The following is a 20,096-nucleotide window of genomic DNA, read 5'->3' on the forward strand; positions in this document are numbered from 1 at the left end:
TCTTATCCCAGGCTGCTCCTCTCTTTTACGCTTCCAGGCCCATGGCTTCCATTTCTGCCTGCACAGACTCCTCACAGGAGCGCATGGCCAGGATCGTCCGCTCCATCAGCTCTGCCAGATCCCAGCCCAGCTGCTCTGCACCCTGGGCGATGATGTCCCGGGAGCAGCCCGCCGCAAACCGCTTATCCTTGAATTTCTTCTTCAGGCTGGAGACCTCCATATCCTGGCAGCTTCTGGACGGACGCATCTTTGCCGCCGCCCCGATGAGGCCCGTCAGCTCGTCGGCCGCATAAAGGACCTTTTCCATTTCATGATCCGGGCTGGCAGTGATCTCCGGATGGTGGCCGTAGCAGTGGCTGCAGACCGCATGGATCACTTCCTCCTCTGCTCCGCCTTCCCTTAAAAGCCTGGGAGCTGCCAGGCAGTGCTCCTCCGGATACTGCTCAAAATCGATGTCGTGGAGGATCCCGCAGATCTCCCAGAAGTCCGCCTCATCCCCATAGCCCAGCTCTCTGGCGTACCATTTTAAAACGCCTCCCACGGTCAGCCCGTGAAGCACATGGAACGGCTCCTTATTGTATTCTCTTAAAAGTCCGATGGCCTTTTCTCTTGTAAGCGCAGTCTTCATGTATTCTGCCTCCTTCATCTGATAAAACTTCATCCATTATAACAGAATAAAAATCCATTTAAAAGGGTTTTCACACAAAATTCCAGATCCCATTTTCCCACCGTTTCTGAGGCTGTCACAGGAAAGCTGGCCACCAGATCTTCCCCCACGTAGTAATCCACCTGGCCCACCGCCATTCCGGCTGCCACCGGGGCCGTAAGCTCCTTTGCCACCTTCTTTTTTATGGTCACCGGCTCGTTCTGGTTCATCAGTATTTTCAGGGAGGCCGGCTCCGGATATCCCACCGTAAGCCCAGTCTGGCTTCCGATCCCGTTTTTTACAGGTATGGGAGGAATCTCCGGCGTTTCCTTTAATAGTTCATAAAAATCATAATTTTCATCCCCAAAGGCCAGAAGCCTTCCCATGTCCTCCCATTTGTATGTTCTGTGAGGCGGCCATCCGCAGCCCAGAAGCGCTGCGATGAACGTTTTCTCTCCCTTTTTTACGGCTCCCACGTAGCAGTAGCCGGCCCCGGCTGTGAAGCCGGTCTTCCCGGAAATGGCCCCCTTCGTGGTGGTCAGCAGGGCATTATGGTTGACGCAGGAAAAGGTCCTGGTCCCGGAGACGTCTGAAAAGGCGTGGGACGGCGCCCGGGTCACCCGTAAAAACTCCTCCCGCTCCGGGGACTGGAACAGACAGTACCGGAGGATCCCCGCCAGCTCCGCTGCCGTGGTGCTGTGGATACGGCCGGTATCCGGATCCTCTGCATCCAGACCGTTGGGCGTGATGAAAAAGGTATCCCGGCAGCCGATGTCCCTGGCCTTCTGGTTCATCATGTCCGCAAAGGCCTCCCTGGTCCCGGCCACATGCTCTGCAATGGCCGCCGCTGTGTCGTTGTGGGATTCCAGCATCAGGGAATACAAAAGATCCTCCAGCCGGTACTGTTCCCCCTCCCGGATATTTAACTGCACATCCGGCATGGATGCTGCATAGGAGGACACCTCCACCACATCGTCCAGGGAAGCGTTTTCCAGAGCCAGGATGCACGTCATGATCTTGGTGGTGCTGGCCATGGGGAGGGTCTGGTCCTGGTTTTTTCCATACAGGATCCTTCCCGTATCCCCATCCATGAGCACTGCCGCCCGGGCCCTCAGCTCCAAAGGCGCAGGAGCCTCCTCCCCCGGAGCCTGGACCGCCTCTGTCTGGATGGGCCACAGCCAGAGCGCCAGGGCCAGGAGCGCCGTCAACGTCCGTATGTATGCTTTTCTGATCCTCATATATCCTTCTGCGGCCTCCCTTTCCGGCCGCATTCTCCGCTGCTCTTTCTGCAACTATATGCCGCCCCCCGGCCTTTCTTTACAGAAACAGCGGTCTGTGGTAAAATCCCTCCTATGGAAAATACATTTACTTACGGGATCACCGGGAATGAAGCCGGCATGACTGTGGCGGAATACCTGAAGTCCAGGGGCTATTCCTCCCGCCTGGTGGTCCGATTAAGAAACACTCCCGGCAGCTTTTTTGTGGACGGGACCGCCGTTTTTTCAACCTGCGTGCTGAAGGACGGAAACCAGCTCCAGGTACGTGTTGCGGAAAAAAGGAGCTCCGCAGCTGTGGAGCCTGTTCCCATGGATCTGGACATCCTATATGAGGATACACATCTCCTGGTGGTAAACAAGCCAGCTGGAATGGCCGTCCACCCCTCCCAGGGAAACCACGGCAATACCCTGGCCAACGGTCTGGCGGACTATTTCAGAAAGAAACAGGAAGCCTTCGTGTTCCGGGCGGTCAATCGTCTGGATAAAGACACGTCCGGCCTTCTCCTGGTGGCAAAAAACGGGCTCAGCTCCTCCCTTCTCTCCGGCCAGGTGGAGCGCCGGGAGATCTGCCGGGAATATCTGGCCGCTGTCTGTGGGAAAACAGATGCCTGCGGAACGGTCTCCGTCCCCATCGGGCGGAAGGAGGGCTCGGCCATCCAGCGGATCCCGGACCCGGACCACGGAGAGGCCGCGGCCACCCGGTATGAACGGCTTCTGTATAATAAAAACACGGATCTGTCGCTCCTGCGTCTCCGTCTTGAGACAGGGCGCACCCACCAGATCCGTGTCCATATGAAATATATCGGCCATCCCCTTCCCGGGGACTTTCTCTACAATCCCGACTTCCGGTACATCCGCCGCCAGGCCCTGCATTCGGTCAGACTTTCCTTTCCCCATCCGTTCACGGGAGAGGTCCTGATCTTTTCTGCCCCGCTGCCGGAGGATATGGCCTGCCTGTTTCCGGGACAGGAGCTTCCTTCTTTTTCCCGTCCTGGGGCAGACCCAGATCTCCCTACGGCCTCCTTAAGCCCTTGGGATAATGATTTTTAAGGACTCCCCGGTCCGCCTTGGCAAATCCCAGGGAAAAGCCGTCCACAGTCATCAGGACCCAGCCCTTTAAATCCCCTCCGGAAACGGCCTCCAGCTCCCCGGCTCCTATGGCCTCGCCCCGGAGATACTTTGCCGCGGTCTCTCCCGTCCCAAGCTCTGCCCACTGGAAGACGTCTTCCTTTTTAAGAAACAGGGCCAGGGCATGGGCCGGTTCCATACGGCCTTTTTTTAAGGTCCCCGCCTGGAGTCCCGGCCGGAGCACCCGGATCTTTGTAAGCTCCGGCGTTTCCTCCGGGACCAGGTATACGTTGTCCCCAAAGGTGAGGAACCGCCTTCCAGCCAGGAGACGGTCCGGCTCCCGCACGTTCTCCTTAAGGAAGCGGGCTGCCTCCATAAGCTCTCCCTGATCCTTTCCGGCTCTCTTGTCCTTCTTTTCTCCTCCCCTTTTCTTCCTTCCGTCCTTCTGTCTGCGGTCCGGCTCCATTCCGCCGGAATCTCCTGCCCCGTCTCCGTTTTTTACAAAAAGCGCCATAAAATGGCCCTCCCCACCGGTCTCATGGGGCCAGATACGGACCGTTTTTCTAAGCTCGTCCCTCTGCCCTTTCAAGCCCACAGACTCCGCCCACTCCGGCCTGCCCTCAGAAAAAAATCCGGCAGCACGGGGCCTCTCCAGGCAGAATTCCGGGTGACGCTCCAGAAACCGGGCCGCTGTCTGTTCGTTTTCCTCCGGGGAAAAGGTACAGGTGGAATAAAGGATCCGTCCGCCGGGCCGCACCATGGCAGCCGCACAGTCCAGGATCTGGTCCTGACGGGCCGCGCACACGGCTACCTGGGCCGGGCTCCATTCCAGCCTTGCATTCTCATCCTTACGGAACATCCCTTCCCCGGAGCAGGGAGCGTCCACGGCGATGCCGTCGAAAAACTCCCGGAACCCAGGGACCAGGCCCGCAGGCTCCATATTGGTGACCACTGCGTTTCCGATCCCCATGCGCTCGATGTTCTGGGACAGGATCTTTGCCCGGGCCGGATGGATCTCATTGGACACCAGAAGCCCCTTCTGTTCCATCTTTCCTGCCAGATGGGTACTCTTTCCGCCTGGAGCCGCACAGAGGTCCAGGATCCGTTCTCCCGGCCTGGGATCCAGGGCCTCGGCGCACGCCTGGGCGCTGGGCTCCTGGATATAATAGGCCCCCGCCTCATGGAGCGGGTGCTTTCCCGGCCGTAGCTCCTCCGGATAATAAAACCCCTCCCGGCTCCAGGGGATCCGCTCCAGGCCCGAAAGGAACTCTGGCAGCCGCTCTCCGGCCTTTAAAGGATTTACCCGCAGGCCAAAGCTCCGCTCCCTTTCGTAGCTCTCAAAAAAATTTCCGGCCCCGTCTCCCAGGAGCCTGCTCATCTTTTCCACAAATGCCTCCGGGAGGCTTATGTTTTCCATTTTTTTCATCGTATCCTTTCCCGCCTTCCGCGCATCCTAACAGGAGGAGGAAGTTTATGGCAGCAATATTTTCCTGGTTTCTCATTCCTGCCGCAGCCGCTCTGGCCGCAGGCAATTCCAACTGGCTCACATCAAACTTTTCCGTCGCAGGAAGCGAGAGCCCCGGTTCATTTTTCCTGATCCTGTGGGCCCTCCTCACCGGAGGCTTTTTCCGCTTTCTCATCCAACGGGCCGTTTCCATGGCTGGAGCCGGCCTGGCTTCGAAGCGGGAAGCAGCTCTGACAGACCTGGCGCTCCTTCTCCTGCTGGTTTCCGTTTTCATTCCTTACAGACCTGGAAAAATGAAGCTCCTGGCCTCTGTCCATGTGGCCCTGGCCTTTTTGGCCACAGTGCTTTTTTATCTGGCCATCACCAGCCTGGATCTGAAGCTGTATTTCCAGTATCCCGGCCATTTTTCCCTGTGTACGGGCCTTCTGGGCTTTGCCATCGCCGCCACCGCCGCCCTCCTGGTCCTTTCCGGCTTCATGATCTCCAGCGCCCTGGAATTTTTTCTTACTGTATTTGCCGGACTGTGGCTCTGGCTTTTCTGCCGGAGGATCCGGATCTTAAAAAGGCACTGGCTTTAAAACCAGTGCCTTCCCATCCGCCGTTTTTACAGCTCGATCTTAAATTCATCGGAGCCCTGGCCGTTTACTGTATAGTAAGCGACACTCTCCTCCGGCTTTACATAAATATCAATGGTCCGGATATCCTCCGCCCTGTTTCCAAGAGCCGTATACGCTTCCTTCACAGCCTCTGTCAGGCTGCTCTCAGAAAATTCCTTTCCTGCAAACTGTACGTAAACGCTGCTCTTTACCTCCACAGGCTTTGCAGCCGGAGCTTTTCTGGCAGCCGTCTTTCTGGCGGGAGCCTTCTTAGCTTCCTTAGCCGGCTCTGCGGACTTGCCTTCGGAAGCCGTCGCCGGAACCTCTTTTACCGTTGTTTCTTTCACAGCCGCAGCCTTTGCGGCCGTTGTTTTTGCAGTTGCCTCTTTCACAGCAGCATTCGTTTTTCTTGCCATGATCCATCCTCCTATAATCATACGCCATCTGACTTATACCAAGCTGTCGTCTTTCTAATTAAATGCTGTCAGCGATCGGCTTATTTCAAGCTCCGATTATAGGCTACTGCCGGAAATTTGTCAATAAACCGGCCGAATTTCCACGTTTTCTACAATTTCCCAAAAATATTTTTCCGTTTATTGGTATTGTTTATTGATACTTTTCCGGATCAAATCCAGGGATCACCTCGCTCCAGTCGGAAATTCCCACAATGGACTTTGCAAACTCTGAATACCGCAGGGATTTCCTTGTATCGATATGTTTAAATACCTGGTAGATATTCTTCGGCATTACGGCGATCACCTTATCCGGCCTGGACATATCCACGGTCCAGAGCCCGAAGGCACAGGAGGTCTCCACCTCCGTGATGGCGTCCACCTGACGGTTTAATATAAAGGCGTCGATATAGGGGTTATTGTCCACCAGATAGTAGGCATAGGCAAAGGCCGCCGCCTGGATATCGTATACCTTTCCCCTGGAAATGCTGTCAGAGGTGAAGCCCTCCTCGGAAAGGATGATATGGCGCACCTGCCCTCCGGCCGTCCGCATATGGGCCTGCTGGAAATAATCCGTCAGAACATGGAGGTTCTTGAAATTGATCACCGGGGACTCGAAGGTCTCGTTTACCATTCCTGTCTGGTCGTCGTCCCAGAATTCCGGCTCCGTCATAGGGTACGGATACGGGTGGTAGGCCAGACCCCATTCGATATTTCCCTCAGCACTGATCCCGGCGTTGAAAAGGTCGATGAAATCCTTGGCTGCATACTGGAGGTTCGTATTCTGCTTTTTCCACTCATAGTCCGTGGAGAAGAACACGCGGGCATTCTTACTGCGGCTCTTGATGGCCGTATATGCCACACGGAAGTTCTTTTCATAAAGCTTCGTGTAGGACGCCAGATCCATGGGCCCCACGTAGTTCCAGTTTTTATTGTTGTTTACCTCATTTCCCACGATCCAGTTGGACACCCGGCCATGCTTATAATCCGCACCGGAATACCGCTCTGCCATAAAGGAGAATAAGGCCCTGGTGGTCTCATAGCCCTCCGGCGTGGACACGTTGAAGCCGTAGTAAAAGGCGCTGCTGCTCTTTGCCAGGCCGGCCTCGTGGAGCTCTGGGTGGGCGTCGTTCCAGCCGTTTAAGAGGATGGCCGTGACGATGATCCCTTTATTGGAGAAGGAGCTGATCATCTTATCGTAGCTGGCGATCAGTTCCTCGTTGAAATAATAGTCCTTTCCGTTATAGTGGTATTTCAGGTTCCCTCCGATGATGTGGTGGTAGGGGATATTGATGGTGGTGTGCTTTACGCCTAACTCCATGGCGTCTCCCAGCATATCCAGCTCGATCAGAAGCCCCTTTTTGCTCATGGCCTCCGGATACTCCTCGGTAAAGGAAGCCACGTCGCCGGGATTGGTCACATAAATGGGAGCGCTGATGGCCTGGTAGGTATCCCCGATCTTAAGGGCCACCACAAACCGGGAATACAGCCTGGGATCTGAATCTCCCCCGGAAAAAGGAAGGCTGAATTTCAGCTTTTCCGTTTTATCGCACCAGGCCGCATAGTCCGTCCGGGATCCGATCCCTGTCTCATAGGGCTGCAGCTCAAACAGATAATAATAGCCGTCGTCGGGAACCTCCGTCTCCGGAGGCACCACGGTCCCGTCCTCTAAGGTCTCTGGGACCGTCTCCTGGGGCACGTCTTTTTCAGCCGTTCCAGTGATCACCACCGTATTCCGGTTCTCCACTGTACACGTCTTTAAGGACGCGCTGTCATATGCAAAGCTGGCAAAGCAGCCCATAGCCGCCGTCAAAAGGAGCGTGAGGAGCCCTGCTGCGCCGCCTTTGATCAGATTTTTCTTTTTCATGTCGCATTTCCTTCCTGTCTTTATGCTGCTGATTATCCCCTCCGGGGGAATGAAGCGCCTGGATCTCTGCGATAAACGCAGAAACCAGATGCGCAATGGTATAATGTCTATGATATTATACCATTGCCTCATTACGTTATGATTATGATATATTTACGTTTCTCTTACGACTTTATGGCAGATTTACGGCTGCCGCCAGAAGTCCCGCCAGATTGGCTGCCATGTGGATCACCACCGGCGCTTTCACCGTCTGGGTCCTTTCCATGCCCCAGGCCAGCGCCAGTCCCATGAAAAATCCATAGATCCCCTGGGTGAGAGTCCCATGGTACAGGCCGAATACCAGGGCAGAAACCACTGCCGCCGCCTTCACAGACATCAGCTCCTTCAGCCGCTGGAATAAGATCCCCCGGAAAAAGATCTCCTCCAGAAACGGAGAAGCCGCCAGGAGCACCGTAAGTTCCAGCCACAGCGGACCCGACAGCAGGTTTTCCTCCACCATGGACATATCCGCCTGGAGACCGGCCCGTGAAAGGACCTGGACTGCCAGGGTCGCCAGAAGAGAAAGGCCGAAGCCCGCTGCCGCCCAAAGGGCAGCCTCCTTCCATCCCCAGCGTTCCTTTCCTCTGAACACCGCGTCCTCCCTGTAAAAATGGATCAGCACCGGAGAAGCCGCCACGGCCCTGAAAAGTGTGTCCCAGAGGATCACATCCTCTCCAAAAATCGTGGTCTGCCCCAGGGGAAGCTCGATCAGGCAGGCCACAGCCAGCAGCCAGAACACCGGCACAAGAAGTCTCCGAATCCGTATCTTCATATATTCTCATCCTTTCTGCCCGCTTATCTTACCACATTTTTCCTTCCGTTTCCACTGGTTTCCCGGCATTTCCCAGCGCTCCCTTTCATATGCTCCTAGAAAGATCTGTATAGGATGGAGATACTTTCATGAATTTCAAAAAAATGATCTCTGTTCTCCTTTTATTCTGCTTCTCCTTTGGAGCCGGATCCCTGGCCGCTTCTGTAAAAGAGCAAAGGAGCGGACCGGCCGCCCCTGCGGCTGCCAGCGCCGACGGGAACTGGGGCCTGAGCTTCCAGACTGAAGGCAAGCCGCCGACAGCCAACGCCACCGCCGACGAGCTTATGCAGTACAACGCCTCCTATGCCCAGATGACCGATGAAAAGGTCCTCTATCTCACCTTTGACGCCGGTTATGAAAACGGCAATACTCCGGCGATCCTGGACGCCCTGAAAAAGCACCAGGTCCCGGCAGCCTTTTTTGTGGTGGGAAACTACCTGGAGACCAGCCCGGACCTGGTGAAGCGCATGATCTCCGAAGGCCACATCGTAGCCAACCACACCTATCACCACCCGGACATGTCAAAGATCGCTTCAAAGGAAGACTTTCAGAAGGAGCTCACCAGCCTGGAGGAAAAATTCCAGGAGATCAGCGGCCAGGCCATGCCAAAATACTACCGGCCGCCCCAGGGAAAATACAGCGTGGAAAACCTTCAGATGGCAAAGGACCTGGGCTACCACACCTTCTTTTGGAGCCTGGCCTACGTGGACTGGTACCAGGATAGGCAGCCTTCAAAAGAAGAGGCATTTAAAAAGCTCCTGGGCCGTATCCACCCAGGAGCCATTGTCCTTCTCCACAGTACCTCCTCCACCAACGCCGCCATCCTTGACGAGCTTCTGACCAGCTGGGAGGAAATGGGCTATACCTTCCGTTCCATCGATGCCCTGGCCGCCCCTTAATCCGGCTCCACGATCCGGTAGCCCACGCCCACCTCCGTGAAAATATACTGGGGCTCCGCAGGATTTTTTTCGATCTTCCGGCGGATATTGGCCATGTTGACCCGAAGGATCCGGTTGTCGTTTTTCATGTTGGGCCCCCAGATCTCCTTGATGATGGAATCATAGGTCATCACCTTCCCGGCATATTTCCCCAGAAGGCTGACGATCTTATACTCGTTCTGGGTCAGTCCCGCATCGGTCCCGTCCACAAATACCCGGTGCTTATCATAGTCGATGGTGAGTCCGCCGGATACAAAGGTGCCCGTGGGCGCGCCGCCCTGGTTTAAAAAGGCCGCCCGGGAATGGCGGATGGCCGTGCGGATGCGGGCCAGAAGCTCCGACGTTCCGAAGGGCTTGGTGATATAATCGTCAGCTCCCAGATCCAGGGCCTCCACCTTGTCCTTCTCATGGGTCCTGGCGGAAACCACGATCACCGGCATGGAGGACCACTCCCGGACGCTCCGCAGGATGTTCATACCGTCCATATCCGGCAGTCCCAGGTCCAGGATCACCAGATCCGGGCACTGGGATGTGATCAGGCTGTACGCCTCCGAGCCGGTGGACGCCATGATCACGTCATAACGGTTGGATTCCAGAACAGTCTTAAAAAAGCTGCTGATCCTCTTGTCGTCTTCTACCACTAAAATCCTGTCTTTTATCTCCACTGATCTGTACCTCTTTCCATGGGAAGCCAGAAGCTCAGCCTGGCTCCTCCCTCTTTCCTGTTTTCTGCCTTCATATCTCCCTGGTGGGCCCGGATGATGCTCATGCACACCGAAAGACCGATGCCCATATTCCGTCTGGAATCGCAGCTCTCCTCATCTCCCTGGCGGAAGGTGCCCTCAAACAGCTTCGGAAGGGCCGATGGACGGATCCCTGCCCCGTCGTCATCCACATAAAAGACCACCCGGTCCTTCTCTTCTTCTGCGGAGACCTCCACTTTTGAGGTATGTTTTCCATGGAGGACAGAATTCTCCATCAGGTTCACCAGCACCTGCTCGATGAGGATGCCATCCATGGGCACCAGCAGGGGATCCTCCGGGAGCCGGACGGCCACCTCCACATCCGGATAACGCTTCCGGAATTTCAGCACCGCGCTGCCCACGATCTCCTCCACCATCTCCTCCTGCTTATCGATGCTGGCGCTGCCGCCGTTATCGCCGATCCGGGTGATGGAAAGGAGGTTTTCCACGATCTGGATGAGCCACTGGGACTCCTCCCGGATGTCCTTTAAAAAGTCCATCCGCTTTTCGTCAGACAGCTCCCCGTAATTTTCCAGGACCACAGACGCGGCCCCCATAATGGAGGTCAGGGGCGTCCGTATGTCGTGGGATACGGCCCTTAAAAGGTTCCCCCGCATCTTTTCCTTTTCTGCCTCCAGGCGGATCTGCTCCTGCTTTTTGATCTGGGTCGTCAGAGCACTGACGCTGCACGCCACAGCCAGCATGGCAATGAATGTCACCGGGTATCCGGTTATGGTAAAATCAATGGCAAAATACGGATAGGTGAACACATAATTGACGCCCACCACCGCGATCATGGACGCCACGATCCCATAAATATATCCGTCTGTGAACCTGGAAATAAAAAGCACCGCCAGGACGAACAGAAGGGGCACATGGGTGTCGGATTCCGCCGCCTCCTGGATCAGAAAGCAGAAGCCGGTGGCCGCCCCCAGGATCCCCGCCGTGATCAGGCTGTTTTTTATAACTGTATGCTGTTTCATGAAACGCTCCATTTCTATTTTTACAAGTATACCATATGCCCTCGTATTTTTATGTTAAGATTCCGTTAAGTTTTTCGGAAAAGAAAAAAGTCCGGCCTTTCGCAGGCCAGACTCTTTTCACAAGGAGTTTTCACATTTATTTTAACGATAGATGGAATAGCCGATTTTTACCTTCCGGTAGATCTTCCACACGATCATCACCGGAATGCAGGCCGTGATCGCCAGGGTCGGGACTCCTCCCACCAGCCCGATTAAGATCATCATAATCACACTGATCGCACTTGCCATATCTCATACCTCTTTTCCTTAAGCTGACAGCATCATAACACAGCTTTTTCCCGGAATCCATAGAGAAGGACGCATCTTAACCGGCACTTAATTTTGAATTTTATTTTTTTAACAAATTTTTTGCACAATTCCTCTTGTATAAAAAAACATACTTTTTCCGTTTTCCTTGAACGCCCTCTGCCCCGATGCTATAATTATAAGCAATACAGCCGGTCTTCGCCGTCCGGCATCTGCCCTGCATAAAGATACAAAGGAGAAGATCCCCATGAACCATCGTCCCTCTGTCCCCGCCTCCAACAGCCGCATCATCAACGGCACTGCCCTGGGCTTTTCCATCCTCTTTCTTCTGGCTTCCCTGGCCGCCGCCTGCTTCGTGGGCGAATGGGGCCACGTCTTCCTGGACTGGCGCAGGATCATGATCTCTCCCTGCCCCCTGGTCACTGACTATCTGGCCATCGGAGGGCTGTCCAGCGCCTTTCTCAATGCCGGAGCCTGCGGCCTGGCCTGTTTTTTCTTTATGGTGCTGTTAAAGGGCGATTCCCACGCCAATACCCTGGCAGGCTACTTTCTTGTGGTGGCCCACTGTTTTTACGGTCTGAACTTTTTAAACATGTGGCCGTGCTTTCTGGCTCCCTTTCTTTATATGAAGCGGAAGGGGCTGGATTTCAAGGAGAACCTCCACATCTGTATGTTCGCCACCTCCTTTGCCCCCTTTATCAGTGAATTCCTGTTCCGCTACACCCTGGGAGACGATTTTGTATACGGACAGGTCCGGCTGACGGTCTCCGGAGTGGTCCTGGCCATCCTGTTTTCCATTCTGCTGGCCTTCGTGCTCCCGGCCATCCTTCCCGGAGCCAGGGCGTGGCACAAGGGCTATAACCTTTACAACGGCGGCCTTGCCTTTGGGATCTTCGGCTTTTTTGTATTTAATTTCATGTACCGGACCATGGGAATCGAGCCTCCCCAGGCTCTGACGGCGGACAACGTCATTTACGACTACTTTAACCGGTCTTACCGGAGCTTTGCCACCCTTTTTTTCCTGGCGGCATTTTCCCTCTGCACCATAGCCGGATATATCCTCAACGGAAGGAGCTTTAAGGGCTTCCGCCATCTGGTGACGGACACGGGCTACTCCAGCAACTTTGCTGAAAAATACGGCATGCCCCTTTGTCTCATCAACATCGGCTGCTATGGCTTCCTGTTCCTTCTTTACATCCACCTGATCACCCACTTTACCGAGGGGGCCGGCTTCACTGGCCCCACCATCGGCGTCACCGTGGCAGCCCTGACCTTTTCTGCCATGGGACAGCATCCCAGGAACGTCTGGCCCATTCTGGCAGGATATCTGCTCCTGTATCTGGTGACCCTGGTGCTCTGCCGCATGGACGGCCGGGAGATCGCCTGGACCATCTCTACCCAGGGCTACATAAACGGCGTGGCCTTTGCCACCGGCCTCTGCCCCATCGTAGGACGCTATGGGATCCGTGCCGGACTGGCCGCCGGCTTCATGTGCGCCTCCATGTGTACGGCCACCAGTGCTCTCCACGGCGGTCTGGTGCTTTATAACGGCGGCTTCACCGCCGGGACCACGGCTCTGATCCTCCTGCCGATCCTGGAACACTACATCCCCTCCGCCAGAGAACGTCTCAAAGACCAGACCATCCGCATGAATGATCTGATCATCGTGGAGCTGCCGGGAAAAGAAAAGAGGAGAAGAAAAAAATAAAAAAAACCGGCCCTCTGACGAAGACCGGCATCTCCCGGGATCCCTCCTAAGACTCAGCGGAGCTCAATATCCGTGACCCGGAGGATCCCATTTTCTACCATGAATTTAATTTCATATCCTGCAAATTCCATGCCGTATACCCGCTCCGGGTCGTCCTGGTAGGACGGCCTGGGATCGTGGGCCAGCACGGCCTTTAGGCTTTCTCTCTTTTTCTCCTGGATCCTTTCAAGCAGCATTTCCGGGATCTCCACAGAAAGACCGTATTTCCGGGTCTGGTCCGTAAAGCCCCCCAGGGCATCCGGGTGGCTGTCTGCAAAGGCCAGATACGGCTTGATATCGTAAATGGGCGTCCCGTCCATAAGGTCTGCGCCGGAAACATGGAGCACCGGCCCCCGGTCCGTGTGAAGCTCCACGGAATCCAGCTGCACGGAGGAAAGCCCCACCGGATTGGGCCGGAAGGGGGACCGGGTGGCAAAAACGCCCATCCGCGTATTTCCTCCCAGCCTGGGGGGCCGCACCGTCGGGGACCATTCCTTCCGGACAGCCCCGGAAAATTCCCAGATGAGCCACAGGTGGGAAAACTCCTCAATGCCCCTCAGGGCATCCGGATTCCTGTACTCCGGCTCAAAAACGATCTCCGCCTTCAGATCCGGGATCAGGCCGCTCTGGCGCGGGATCCCGAACTTGGTGGGAAAATCCGTATGGATCCGCGCGATCACCTGGAAATACCGGCCATCCATCAGCCCTTTCCTCCCTCTGCCAGCTTCCGGGCAATGGCATCGCCCACCTGGGACGTGGAAGCCGTACCGCCCAGATCCGGCGTCAGGATCCTTCCGTCCTCTAAAACTGCCTCCAGCGCCTCCAGGACCCGTGTTCCCCAGTCCTCATGGCCAAAGAAATCCAGCATCTGGGAGGCGGCCCACACAGAGGCCATGGGGTTGGCGATCCCACGGCCCGCAATATCCGGGGCCGAGCCATGGATGGGCTCAAACATAGACGGATACTTCCGTTCCGGATTCAGGTTGGCTCCCGCTGCCAGTCCCATCCCCCCGGCGATGGCTGCCCCCAGGTCTGTCAGGATGTCTCCAAACAAATTGCTGGTGACCACCACCTGGAATCTGGACGGATCCTTTACCATAAACATACTGGCTGCATCCACCAGATAGGAGTGGGTCTCCACATCCGGATACTCCGCGGACAGTTCCTGAAAGATCTGGTCCCAGAATACCATGGAATAGTTTAAGGCATTGGCCTTGCTGATGCTGGTCAGGCTCCGTTTTTCCTTCCTGGCCGTCTCAAAGGCGTAGCGGATGATCCGCTCGCAGCCGGTCCGGGAAAACACGCCGTCCTGGATCACCACCTCATTGGGCTTTCCCTTAAACAGCCAGCTTCCGCTGCCCGCATACTCTCCCTCGCTGTTTTCCCGGATAAAGGTCATATGGATATCCTCCCGGGCCGCATCCTTTAAGGGGCAGGGAGCTCCTCTAAGGAGCTTTACCGGCCGCAGGTTCACATACTGGTCAAAGCTTTTCCGGATCTTCAAAAGAAGATCCCACAGGGAAATATGGTCCGGCACCCGGGGATCGCCCACCGCGCCCAGATAAATGGCGTCAAAGCCCTCCAGGATCCGGATCCCATCCCCGGGCATCATCTGCCCATGCTCCAGATAGTACCCGCAGCCCCAGGGAAACCAGGTATCCTCAAAGGAAAAGGCTCCGGAACACTCCGCTGCCTGCTTCAGCACCTTCATTCCCTCTTTTAAAACCTCCGGCCCTACGCCGTCACCGGGGATCACAGCGATCTTATAGGTCTTCATCTTACCTGTCCTCCTTTATATGCTCCAGGGACCAGACGCGGCTGTTGATGACCTCCACCGCCGATCCACAGTATTCACAAAATTTCGCTCCCAGATTTTTAATGGGCGCGCCGCAGTTGGGGCAGCTTACTCCCACAGCTCCTCCCGCAGCCTGTCCGTACCGCTCCGGATCCTGAATATAGATCCATTCCATATCATACCGGGTCTGGATCCGGTCCGGCATCACTTCCTTTTCTCCGTTCCTGGTCCTTCCATAAACGTACTCCACTGCGGACTGGAAGGTCACCGCACAGCAGCCGGGACGCTTTTCATACCGGGAAATGGCTGTCTGGTGGATCTTCACGTTCCGGAACTGCTCCCGGATCCCCTGGCGGTCCTGGTCATCGATCCGCAGACGCGCCTGGTTCCTCAGGCTTTCAGAGATCCCGGCCAGAGAAGAAAGCTCCTGTGTCTCCAGAGCAGACAGGAACGCGTTCAGGCTGTTTTCTGATTTTTTCCGAAATTCCTCCAGGGAAAATTCCGGAAAATCCTTTGCGATCTGGGGCAGGTATATGCTTGTCATGGAGGATACGGACCTGGGCGTTTCTGCGATCCGCTCCTCCTGCTGTTCCAGTCCCTCCAAAAGGGAATCGGTCCCGAACATGGACCTGGAGACCTGTCTCAGCTTTCTCTGGATGATCCAGACGCTTATGGCTCCCGCTGCTGCTAACGTTCCTAAAAAGATCAGAAGAAAGATCCATGCCTTATCCATTGCTTTTCTCCCCCAGCCATAGCTTTAAAGCTCCCAGAGCCTTTTTCGCGTCCCTCCGGCCCAGCTTATACGCTTCCACGATCTCCTCCCGGTCATGGGACATACGGCCGATCTTTAATGCCTCTGACGGCCGGATCACAAAGACCTCCCCGGCCCGCTCCATTTCCCCGATCTCCCGCACAGTACGGTTATACGTTTCCGGCCTGGACTCCAGGGCCTTCACAAAGGCCGGATATCTCCGGTAGAAGACCCGGGCCAGCCCCCGCCGCTCCGGCTTTTTCACATAGCCCTCCGGCCGGGTCAGGACCACCACATTCCTCCCGTATCCCAGTCTCTGGAAGGCCCGTACCGGGATGCTGTCGGAGCAGCCGCCGTCCAGCAGCTTTTTTCCTCCGGCCTCCACGATCCTGGAGGCGTAGGGCAGCGAAGCCGACGCCCGCATCAGGTCGATCTGCTTTTTCATATCTGTGATCCGCAGGTATTCCGGCTTTCCGGTCTCCACATTGGTGCAGGTCACATAAAAAGCCGTATCTGAAGCGTTGAAGGCCTCATAATCGTAGGGATCCAGCCGCTCCGGCAGGTCATGGTAGCAGAACTTTTCATCTACCACATCCCCGGTGCGGAAAAAATTCTGCCAGCTCATGAACCGCTTGTCCCGGCAGTATTTTTTATAATAGCGGATACTGCGGCCCATCTGGCCGGATACCAGGGAGCAGCCGTGGATCGCTCCTGCGGAAACTCCCATGACCCCGTCAAAGCCGATGCCGTTTTCCATGAACACGTCCAGCACCCCGGCGGTGTAGATCCCCCGCATGCCGCCCCCCTCCAGCACCAGTCCGGTCCGGCCTTCCTGGGCTCTGGGCGCTTTATAAACTGTTTCTTCCATTAAACGGACTCCTTTTTATTCCTGTCTTTCCACCGGGATAAACACCCGGGACGGCGTTTCGCTTCCATTTTTCTTCCTGGCCTCCTCCGCTGCCTTCACAGCCAGGGCGCAGAGAGCCGCCTGGGAGCCCACCGGCGCTTTTCCCCTGCGGTCGGGCTTTTCAAAGGTCCCGTCGGGCTGCAGCACATGGGCCTTTAAATTATCCTCCAGCTCCAACTCCATGTAATTCCGGATCCGGTCCTTCAGGGCTTCGCAGACCACAGGGAACAGGATCTCCACCCGCCGGTCCAGGTTTCTGGGCATCCAGTCGGCGCTTCCCATATAGATCTCTTCCGCACCGTCGTTTTCAAAAATAAAGATCCTGGCGTGCTCCAGGAATTCTCCCACAATGGACCGCACCTCAATGTTCTCTGAAAGTCCCCGGATCCCGGCCTTTAAGCAGCAGATGCCCCGCACCACAAGACGGATCTTTACTCCGGCGCAGGACGCCTCGTAAAGGGCGGCAATGATATCCTTATCGCAGAGGGAGTTCATCTTGGCCGTAATAGAAGCCGGACGGCCCTCTCTGGCATGTCTCGTCTCCCGTCCGATGAGCCGCAGGAACTTATTTCTGAGCCACAGGGGAGCCACCGCCAGCATATTCCAGGTCAGGGGCTCTGAGTAACCGGACAGCATATTGAACACGGCCGTGGCGTCCTCGCCGATCTCCGGGTGGCACGTCATGATCCCGCAGTCCGTATACAGCCTGGCCGTGGAGTCGTTATAGTTTCCTGTACCCAGATGCACGTACCGGCGGATGCCGTCCTCTTCCCGGCGGACCACCAGCGTGATCTTGGAATGGGTCTTTAAGCCCACAAGGCCATAGATCACATGGCAGCCGGCCTTTTCCAGCTTCTTGGCCCAGAGGATGTTATTTTCCTCGTCAAAGCTGGCCTTCAGCTCCACCAGCACGGAAACCTGTTTCCCGTTTTCCGCCGCCGCAGCCAGAGCCGCGATGATGGGGGAATTTCCGCTGACCCGGTAAAGGGTCTGCTTGATGGCCAGCACATCTGGATCCTTTGCCGCCGTCCGGACGAAATCCACCACCGGATCGAAGCTTTCATAGGGATGCATCAGCAGGATATCTCCCTTCCGGATATTGGTGAAGATATCGTCGTCATTCATCAGCGCCGGTACTGGCTGGGGCGTGTATCCCGGCGTCTTTAAATGGTCAAAGCCCTCCATCCCGTACATTTTCATAAGGAAAGTCAGGTCCAGGGCGCCGGGGATCTGGAAAATATCCTCCTCGTTGACCATCAGCTCCTTTTTTAATACCTTAAGGAGCCGTTTATCCGGCTTTTCCTGGATCTCCAGGCGGATCACCTCGCCCCACTGCCTCTTTTTTAACTGCTTTTCGATCTCCTCCAGAAGATCCACCGCTTCCTCCTCGTCCAGGGAGAAGTCGGCGTTCCGCATGATCCGGAAGGGATGGGAGGTGATGATATCATAATTTAAAAAGAGCTGCTTCATGTTCCGCTCGATGACCTCCTCCAGGAGGATCACATGGCGGAGGCGGCTTCCGTCCGGTCTCTCTGTTTCCGGAAGGACGACGATCCTGGGAAGCACCGACGGCACCTGGACCATGGCGAATTCCAGCTCCCTGTCTCCTTCCTTTTTCCGTAAAAGGGCCGCGATATTTAAAGATTTATTGCGGACCAGGGGAAAGGGACGGGAGGAATCCACAGCCATGGGCGTTAAGACCGGATATACCTCTTCCTTAAAATACCGGTCCACAAATTCTCCCTGCTCCTTCGTCAGATCCTCGTGCTGTCCGATCACCTCCAGCCCCGCCTGCTTTAAAGCCGGGAGCAGGGCCCGGTTGTAGGTGCTGTACTGCTGCCCCACCAGCTCATGGGTCCTGGCGCTGATCTTTTCCAGCTGCTCCACCGGCGTCATGCCCGCGATGTCCGGCTTTGTGTAGCCTGCATGGACCATGTCCTTTAAGGACGCCACCCGGACCATGAAAAACTCATCCAGGTTGGAGGCGGTGATGCTTAAAAATTTCAGCCGGTCAAACAGGGGCGTCGTCTTATCCCTGGCCTCTCCCAGGACACGGTGGTCGAACTCCAGCCAGCTCAGTTCTCTATTTACGTAATTGGACGGATCTGTAAAACAGGTCTCTTTTGCTGCCATTTTATACTCTCCTTTTCTGCTTCAGCACCGGGCGGATCCCAAAGATCTCTTCAAAGAAAGCCGCCTTCTGTTCAAAGGAAACCGCCTCCAGGGTAATATCCCCGGAATATTCCGCAGACACCGTAAGTGTCTTATCCTTCACTGTGATCCTGCAGTCCTTAAGCTTCTGCCCGTGGCTCCTGTCCATGGAATTGGCCAGCCGGAGCATGGCCGTGAGCTTCGCGGTCAGGATCGTGGCGTCGCTCTGGTCGGGAAGAGAGCCGGAGGACAGCTCCGGACCAGCCTCCATGCGGACCATGTTATAGTCGAAATCCCGGATGTTGTAGCGGACCACATTGGCAACGATCTCCCGTTCCAGGTGGGAGAGGCCGATGATCTCCGTGGACATGATGATATTATATGCACATTCATTGGCATTCCTGACACTGATGAATTTTCCGCAGGAGTGGATGATCACGGCGATCTGCAGGAGCAGCCGCTCTCTGCTTCCCATTTTATGATAGCGCTTCATGGCGTCGAAGATCTGGAGCACATAGGACTCCACCAGGTCTGAATGGCTGCCCTGGCACCGGTAGCGCCTGGCCATGTCCCGGGATGCGCTTATGATGTCGTTGTCGAAATTATGCTTCAGCTGGATCAGCTTCTTATCCAGGGCATATTCGGCTGCGATCCCGTCGCAGAGCCTGGTCCCCGGGATCCAGATGGCCTCGGCCCCGGTCATTTCCAGGAACTTTTTATAAATGACAGCGCTGGGAAGAAGCAGGGGCGCATACTCTGCGCTGACGCCGAACTGCTCCTCCACCGCTTCTGGATCCATCCCGGACAATCTTTCATAAAGGCGGTCGAACTGCTCCCTGGTGACCCACTGGAGCGGTTTTCCCCCGTCCTCGTACCGGAACAGGTACATGATATTCTCTCCAGTTCCGATGACATGCTTGATCCGGCGCTCCTCCAGGTACATCTTCTGGTAGTTGGAGAGCTCGCTTTCCACCATTTCCCCGATGATCCGCCGGGTCCCCTCTGCAGTGGAGCTTACGTTCTTTAAAAGCTCTCCGATCCTTAGGACACCCAGGGGAAGGTTTTCTGTGGATACCAGGAGCTTTTCGTCAAACAGGGAGATCTGCATGCTTCCAAACCCCACGTCCAGGATGGCCGTTCCCTTGCGGATGTTCCGGTCAAACTCATCGTCTGCCACAGCCAGGGCCTTATAGGTCAGAAGTCTCTGTTCTGAGTTGCTGATGATCTGGACCGTAAGCCCGGTGCGGACCCGGATCTGCTCCAGAACGATCCGGCTGTTCTTCGCCTCCCGCATGGCGCTGGTGGCATAGGCCCGGTATTCAGTGATCCGGTAGCCCTTCATGATCCTGGAAAAGTCCTCCAGAACCCGGCACAGCTCCTCCACCATTTCGTAGCTGATCTTCCTGTCATTATATGTATCGCTTCCCAGGGAGATCACATGACGGACGTGATCCACCTGCCGGATCCTGTTTTTCCCGGAGATCTCATAGATCCCCATCTCCAGCTCAAAGGACCCCACCTCAATGGCTGCAAACATACGGACTGCCATTTTAC

General features: G+C 55.7%; 19 protein-coding genes. 4 read left to right on the top strand and 15 right to left on the bottom strand.

The genetic code is table 11. From position 1 onward, the window contains the following. Positions 1-25: 25 nt before the first annotated feature. Both WIH05_RS10055 and WIH05_RS10060 read right to left on the bottom strand, forming a co-directional pair. Entirely contained in the window at positions 26-628 is a 603-nt protein-coding gene (locus tag WIH05_RS10055; RefSeq protein ID WP_022273042.1) for a hypothetical protein, read from the bottom strand. A gap of 29 nt (positions 629-657) precedes the next feature. Then, positions 658-1,884, bottom strand: a complete 1,227-nt coding sequence (locus WIH05_RS10060) for a D-alanyl-D-alanine carboxypeptidase family protein (protein WP_337425327.1) — start codon at positions 1,882-1,884, stop codon at positions 658-660. 114 nt (positions 1,885-1,998) lie between these two features. On the opposite strand from WIH05_RS10060, the gene WIH05_RS10065 reads away from it, so the two are divergent. Next, positions 1,999-2,973: an RluA family pseudouridine synthase gene (locus WIH05_RS10065; RefSeq protein WP_022273045.1), complete on the top strand. Its 975-nt coding sequence runs from the start codon at positions 1,999-2,001 to the stop codon at positions 2,971-2,973. Here the strand turns inward: WIH05_RS10065 and WIH05_RS10070 are convergent. After that, positions 2,936-4,417, bottom strand: coding sequence for an RsmB/NOP family class I SAM-dependent RNA methyltransferase (locus WIH05_RS10070; protein ID WP_337425329.1), 1,482 nt, complete (start codon positions 4,415-4,417; stop codon positions 2,936-2,938). The two genes, WIH05_RS10065 and WIH05_RS10070, sit on opposite strands and share 38 nt — an antisense overlap. Positions 4,418-4,464: 47 nt before the next feature. On the opposite strand from WIH05_RS10070, the gene WIH05_RS10075 reads away from it, so the two are divergent. Then, positions 4,465-5,034 carry a hypothetical protein gene (locus tag WIH05_RS10075; protein WP_262427913.1) on the top strand — a complete coding sequence of 190 codons (570 nt, stop codon included), beginning with the start codon at positions 4,465-4,467 and terminating at the stop codon, positions 5,032-5,034. A gap of 26 nt (positions 5,035-5,060) precedes the next feature. On the opposite strand, the gene WIH05_RS10080 is transcribed toward WIH05_RS10075, so the two are convergent. From WIH05_RS10080 to WIH05_RS10090, 3 genes are all read right to left on the bottom strand, one after another. Further along, positions 5,061-5,468, bottom strand: a complete 408-nt coding sequence (locus WIH05_RS10080; protein ID WP_022273048.1) for a DUF6465 family protein — start codon at positions 5,466-5,468, stop codon at positions 5,061-5,063. 190 nt (positions 5,469-5,658) lie between these two features. Then, positions 5,659-7,371 (bottom strand): DUF5722 domain-containing protein, encoded by a 1,713-nt coding sequence (locus WIH05_RS10085; protein WP_022273049.1) that lies wholly within the window; start codon positions 7,369-7,371, stop codon positions 5,659-5,661. A 172-nt stretch (positions 7,372-7,543) separates the two neighbouring features. Beyond that, positions 7,544-8,182, bottom strand: a complete 639-nt coding sequence (locus WIH05_RS10090) for a type II CAAX endopeptidase family protein (protein WP_022273050.1) — start codon at positions 8,180-8,182, stop codon at positions 7,544-7,546. A gap of 128 nt (positions 8,183-8,310) precedes the next feature. On the opposite strand from WIH05_RS10090, the gene pdaA reads away from it, so the two are divergent. Beyond that, positions 8,311-9,120 (top strand): delta-lactam-biosynthetic de-N-acetylase, encoded by an 810-nt coding sequence (gene pdaA, locus WIH05_RS10095; protein WP_022273051.1) that lies wholly within the window; start codon positions 8,311-8,313, stop codon positions 9,118-9,120. Here pdaA and WIH05_RS10100 read toward each other — a convergent pair. The 3 genes from WIH05_RS10100 to WIH05_RS10110 form a co-directional block, all read right to left on the bottom strand. Next, on the bottom strand, positions 9,117-9,824 hold the full coding sequence (locus WIH05_RS10100) for a response regulator transcription factor (RefSeq protein ID WP_158358798.1): 708 nt from the start codon (positions 9,822-9,824) through the stop codon (positions 9,117-9,119). The two genes, pdaA and WIH05_RS10100, sit on opposite strands and share 4 nt — an antisense overlap. Next, the gene (locus tag WIH05_RS10105) at positions 9,815-10,885 is read right to left on the bottom strand and encodes a DUF4118 domain-containing protein (RefSeq protein WP_022273053.1); all 1,071 of its coding nucleotides are present in this window, start codon (positions 10,883-10,885) and stop codon (positions 9,815-9,817) included. The genes WIH05_RS10100 and WIH05_RS10105 overlap by 10 nt, the downstream gene beginning before the upstream one ends. A 141-nt stretch (positions 10,886-11,026) precedes the next feature. Beyond that, positions 11,027-11,173 carry a hypothetical protein gene (locus tag WIH05_RS10110; RefSeq protein WP_337425330.1) on the bottom strand — a complete coding sequence of 49 codons (147 nt, stop codon included), beginning with the start codon at positions 11,171-11,173 and terminating at the stop codon, positions 11,027-11,029. Positions 11,174-11,438: 265 nt separating this feature from the next. Between WIH05_RS10110 and WIH05_RS10115 the strand changes: the two genes are divergently transcribed. Continuing rightward, a complete protein-coding gene (locus WIH05_RS10115) occupies positions 11,439-12,899 on the top strand; it encodes a DUF1576 domain-containing protein (RefSeq protein ID WP_022273055.1) in 1,461 nt (486 codons plus the stop codon). Positions 12,900-12,952: 53 nt separating this feature from the next. Here the strand turns inward: WIH05_RS10115 and tsaA are convergent, their stop codons facing one another. The 6 genes from tsaA to WIH05_RS10145 are packed head-to-tail and all read right to left on the bottom strand — an operon-like array spanning position 12,953 to position 20,091. After that, on the bottom strand, positions 12,953-13,639 hold the full coding sequence (gene tsaA / locus WIH05_RS10120) for a tRNA (N6-threonylcarbamoyladenosine(37)-N6)-methyltransferase TrmO (RefSeq protein ID WP_022273056.1): 687 nt from the start codon (positions 13,637-13,639) through the stop codon (positions 12,953-12,955). Next, positions 13,639-14,715: a tartrate dehydrogenase gene (locus WIH05_RS10125; RefSeq protein WP_022273057.1), complete on the bottom strand. Its 1,077-nt coding sequence runs from the start codon at positions 14,713-14,715 to the stop codon at positions 13,639-13,641. Before WIH05_RS10125 ends, tsaA begins: the two co-directional genes overlap by 1 nt. Before the next feature lies 1 nt (position 14,716). Beyond that, complete coding sequence (locus WIH05_RS10130; protein ID WP_022273058.1) at positions 14,717-15,466, bottom strand: zinc ribbon domain-containing protein; 750 nt, start codon at positions 15,464-15,466, stop codon at positions 14,717-14,719. Next, positions 15,459-16,352: a patatin family protein gene (locus WIH05_RS10135; RefSeq protein WP_022273059.1), complete on the bottom strand. Its 894-nt coding sequence runs from the start codon at positions 16,350-16,352 to the stop codon at positions 15,459-15,461. The genes WIH05_RS10130 and WIH05_RS10135 overlap by 8 nt, the downstream gene beginning before the upstream one ends. A gap of 15 nt (positions 16,353-16,367) precedes the next feature. Further along, entirely contained in the window at positions 16,368-18,524 is a 2,157-nt protein-coding gene (locus WIH05_RS10140; RefSeq protein ID WP_337425331.1) for an RNA degradosome polyphosphate kinase, read from the bottom strand. Position 18,525: 1 nt separating this feature from the next. Beyond that, on the bottom strand, positions 18,526-20,091 hold the full coding sequence (locus WIH05_RS10145; protein WP_022273061.1) for an exopolyphosphatase: 1,566 nt from the start codon (positions 20,089-20,091) through the stop codon (positions 18,526-18,528). Positions 20,092-20,096 lie beyond the last annotated feature (5 nt).

It is taken from the genome of Alitiscatomonas sp. (genome assembly GCF_037242085.1).
In the GTDB taxonomy this organism is placed as follows: Bacteria; Bacillota; Clostridia; order Lachnospirales; family Lachnospiraceae; genus Alitiscatomonas; species Alitiscatomonas aceti.